The sequence below is a fragment of the Enterobacter sp. C6 genome (assembly GCF_008122455.1).
GTDB classification, from domain to species: domain Bacteria; phylum Pseudomonadota; class Gammaproteobacteria; order Enterobacterales; family Enterobacteriaceae; genus Enterobacter; species Enterobacter pseudoroggenkampii.
In genome coordinates, this window is record NZ_QPFW01000060.1 from 1 (window position 1) to 2,544 (window position 2,544).

Consider the following 2,544-nt stretch of genomic DNA (forward strand, 5'->3'; position numbering starts at 1 on the left):
AGCAGTATGGCGAGCTGGCACAGGCCGGTACGCAGCGTCTGCTGCCGGGGCCAACCGGCGAGCGCAACACCTGGACGCTCATGCCGCGCGAGCGCGTACTGTGCGTGGCCGATAACGAGCAGGACGCGCTGGTGCAGCTGGCCGCCGCGATGGCAACCGGGTGTGAAGTGCTGTGGCCGGACGATGCGCTACATCGCGATCTCGCCAAACAGCTGCCGAAAGCGGTCTCGGCCCGCATTCACTTCGCGAAAGCCGATGCGCTGCTGACGCAGCCGTTTGATGCCGTGATTTATCACGGTGATTCCGACCAGCTGCGCGAACTCTGCGAGCAGGTGGCGGCCCGCAGCGGGCCGATTGTTTCGGTACAGGGCTTCGCCCGTGGGGAAACCAACCTGCTGCTGGAACGCCTGTATGTAGAACGCTCGCTCAGCGTCAATACCGCGGCGGCAGGCGGTAACGCCAGCCTGATGACAATCGGCTAACGCTGTGCTAATAAGGCTCCGGAGACGGAGCCTTATTTAATTGGGGAGTGTATGAAACGATTTCTTATCGCAGGTGCAGCACTGCTGCTGAGCGCCAGCGCGCTGGCCGACGAGTGCGACAAAGCGACCACTCAGCTTGAACTGAATACCTGTAGCGCGCAGCAGTACCAGGCTGCCGATAAAAAGCTCAACCAGACCTATCAGGCCGCCATCAAGCGTGCGGCTGCCCCCCAGCGCGAGCTGCTGAAAAAGGCGCAGCAGGCGTGGATTGCCCTGCGCGATGCGGACTGTGCGTTTATCGGTTCGGGGACGGAAGGGGGAAGCGTTCAGCCGATGATCGTGAATCAGTGCCTGGCGGAAAAAACCGTGGAGCGCGAAGCGTTTCTGGCCTCGCTGATGCAGTGTGAAGAGGGCGACTTAAGCTGCCCTCTCCCACCGGGGAACTAACGCAGGCGGATCCCTTCAATAATCATCCGCTGCACGTTTTCCAGGGTGCTGTGGAAAAACGCTTCGTCCTGGAGCGTTTTTCCGGTCACCGCCTCGACCTGGGCCGCAAAGTCAGCGTAATGCTGGGTGGAGGCCCAAATCATAAAGATCAGATGATGCGGATCGACCGGGGCCAGTTTTCCGCTGGCCACCCATCCGGCGATAATGGCCGACTTATCGTCCACCAGCTGTTTTAAATCTCCGGTGAGCTCCGCCTGCAACAGCGGCGCCCCCTGCAGCATCTCAAGACAAAACAGCCGTGATGCCTGCGGGTAATCGCGCGACACCTCCAGCTTCAGGCGAATGTACTCTTTGATCGCCACCAGCGGGGCCAGCTCTTCGCGGAACGCTTTCAGCGGCGCCAGCCAGATATCGAGGATCTGCTGCATCACCGCGACATACAGCGCCTCTTTCGACGGGTAGTAGTAGAGCAGATTGGTTTTGGATACCCCGGACTGCTCCGCCACCTGCTCCAGGCGCGTGCCGTGAATACCAAACTGCGAAAAGGTCTCCAGCGCCGCGCTGAGGATCGCCTGCTTCTTGGCGCTCACCGCCTGCGAACGTTTACCTGGTGTTTTCACTGCGCCTTGTGTCATTCCCGCTCTCCTTATTCTGCGTTGCCCTCAGCATAGCAAAACCCCCGTCTCGCCACGACATCCTGCACTCCGATCGCGCATGAATGCCTGTTTTCTGTGCAATGTTTTTGACCAGTTAGTCCACATTTAGCCGCATCAATCCACCAACTTATGATTAACACATTAATAACACAGCCATTTTCAAAACTGGCACTGCCTTTGCAAAAACACCGTTACACCTGCGACGTAATGAAGAGAGGTTCGTGATGAAAATTGGCGTATTTGTACCCATCGGCAACAACGGCTGGCTTATCTCGACCACTGCACCGCAATACATGCCGACCTTTGAGCTGAATAAAGCCATCGTGCAGAAAGCGGAGCACTACCATTTCGACTTTGCGCTTTCGATGATCAAGCTGCGCGGCTTCGGCGGCAAAACCGAATTCTGGGATCACAACCTGGAGTCCTTCACCCTGATGGCCGGGCTGGCCGCGGTCACCTCGCGGATCCAGATCTACGCCACCGCCGCCACGCTCACCTTACCGCCAGCGATCGTGGCGCGTATGGCCTCCACCATCGACTCTATCTCCGGCGGGCGCTTTGGCGTCAACCTGGTCACCGGCTGGCAGAAACCGGAGTACGAGCAGATGGGGCTCTGGCCGGGGGACGATTACTTCTCGCGTCGCTACGACTACCTGACCGAGTACGTGCAGGTGCTGCGCGATCTGTGGGGTACCGGCAAAAGCGATTTCAAGGGTGACTTCTTCACCATGAACGACTGCCGCGTCAGCCCGCAGCCGTCGGTGCCGATGAAGGTGATTTGCGCCGGGCAGAGCGACGCGGGAATGGAATTCTCGGCGAAATACGCCGACTTTAACTTCTGCTTCGGTAAAGGTGTGAACACGCCTGCCGCCTTCGCTCCGACCGCCGCGCGCATGAAAGAAGCCGCCGACAAAACCGGGCGCGACGTGGGCTCCTACGTGCTGTTTATGGTGATTGCC

The 2,544-nt window shown here is 59.1% G+C and carries 3 protein-coding genes and 1 pseudogene; 3 read left to right on the forward strand and 1 reads right to left on the reverse strand.

The features are described from left to right. A pseudogene (locus DOU50_RS00465) lies at positions 1-482 on the forward strand (trifunctional transcriptional regulator/proline dehydrogenase/L-glutamate gamma-semialdehyde dehydrogenase); the annotation flags it as partial. Between the two features lie 51 nt (positions 483-533). Then, positions 534-929: a lysozyme inhibitor LprI family protein gene (locus DOU50_RS00470; RefSeq protein WP_048989841.1), complete on the forward strand. Its 396-nt coding sequence runs from the start codon at positions 534-536 to the stop codon at positions 927-929. Here DOU50_RS00470 and rutR read toward each other — a convergent pair. Next, positions 926-1,564, reverse strand: a complete 639-nt coding sequence (gene rutR / locus DOU50_RS00475; RefSeq protein WP_008499819.1) for an HTH-type transcriptional regulator RutR — start codon at positions 1,562-1,564, stop codon at positions 926-928. The two genes, DOU50_RS00470 and rutR, sit on opposite strands and share 4 nt — an antisense overlap. Before the next feature lie 245 nt (positions 1,565-1,809). Between rutR and rutA the strand changes: the two genes are divergently transcribed. After that, positions 1,810-2,544, forward strand: a 735-nt coding sequence (rutA, locus tag DOU50_RS00480; protein ID WP_148768488.1) for a pyrimidine utilization protein A, incomplete at its 3' end; no start/stop codon positions are given.

Excerpts from the sequence above, each read along its gene's own strand:
- DOU50_RS00470 (WP_048989841.1), top strand. The coding sequence starts at position 534 with ATGAAACGATTTCTTATCGCAGGTGCAGCACTGCTGCTGAGCGCCAGC.
- rutR (WP_008499819.1), bottom strand. The coding sequence starts at position 1,564 with ATGACACAAGGCGCAGTGAAAACACCAGGTAAACGTTCGCAGGCGGTG.